Below are 1,202 nucleotides of genomic sequence, written 5' to 3' on the forward strand. Positions count from 1 at the left end.
TACCTGGTGTAGCTCCAGTAGCAATGCAGTCGGGGAAATATGTGGCTCGCCTGATTAAAAGTCGCCTCCAAGGAGAGACGATCTCAGCTTTTCGGTATTGGGACTGGGGCAGCTTGGCTGTAATTGGCAAACACGCTGCCGTGGTAGAGTTCGGTTTCTTGAAGCTGTATGGGTTTCTAGCTTGGGCATTCTGGATGTTTATTCACGTCTTCTACCTGCTGGAGTTTGACAATAAATTAGTTGTGATGATTCAGTGGGCTTGGAGCTACTTTACTAGTGGCAAGGGAGCGCGTATGATTACTGCTCCTGGAGAACAGCCCAGTATTCAACTGGAAGAAAACAAACCGTCGCCAGTGCCGTTTATGAATACTACTCCTGGAGAACAGCCGAGTATCCAACTAGAAGAAAACAAACCGTCGCCAGTGCCGTTTATGATTACTGCTCCTGGAGAACAGCTGAGTATCCAACTAGAAGAAAACAAACCGTCGCCAGTGCCGTTTGAGGCATAATTTAGAGTAGACCAGCATCCTCCAAATAAACTCTTTCAAGGGTAAGTTTTTAACCCTTGACTCTAAAAACAATAGGGAGAAAGGGAAATGAGAAATAATTGTTGACCGCAAAAATCGGTTCTTCTGAGGGGCTGCGTTCAGAAATCTTTAAATTTGGTATTTCACGCAGCTCCGTTTTTTAGTGTAGACTGCGGGCATGAGATGATGCTGAATTTCACCCGTCACCCAGAATAAAAGGAGAAATGATCGGCGGTAGGTTCATTATCAAAGGCGATCTCGCTCTGCGAGAAACGCACGCCTAACCGCAATTTTCGTGAAATTGAAAACAGTACTTTCTACTTAGGGTTTGCTGAATAACTTGACAACCTTGAGCAAATAAAGGTTACAAGGATTTTGGGCGCAGCAAAAAGTTAAGTAAAAATGGCGAAAAACCCCTAAAATTGGTAAAAGACCCTTGCACTTATCTCAGCAAGAACAAATGTACCGTAAAACTAGCCAGTCGGAGCTTACCCCAGAAAATTTTGAATTACCCTTTGAAAGTAAGTTGTCATCAGAAAACCGATGGGTAATTATGGCAGAGTTAATTCCTTGGTCAGATTTTGAGTCAGAATATGCCGAAAATTTCTCAGAAACAATGGGAGCAATAGCTAAACCATTTCGGATAGCATTGGGGGCATTAATTATTAAAGAAAA

General features: G+C 43.0%; 1 protein-coding gene and 1 pseudogene. Both read left to right on the forward strand.

Annotation, left to right across the window (positions count from 1 at the left end; all coding sequences use genetic code 11):
• A pseudogene (locus H1P_RS33510) lies at nt 1-509 on the forward strand (hypothetical protein); the annotation flags it as partial.
• Between the two features lie 478 nt (nt 510-987).
• The coding region (locus tag H1P_RS33515) for a transposase (RefSeq protein ID WP_484133495.1) at nt 988-1,202 on the forward strand (215 nt) is incomplete at its 3' end.

Origin of the sequence: Hyella patelloides LEGE 07179 (assembly GCF_900659865.1) — a bacterium.
Taxonomy (GTDB): domain Bacteria; phylum Cyanobacteriota; class Cyanobacteriia; order Cyanobacteriales; family Xenococcaceae; genus Hyella; species Hyella patelloides.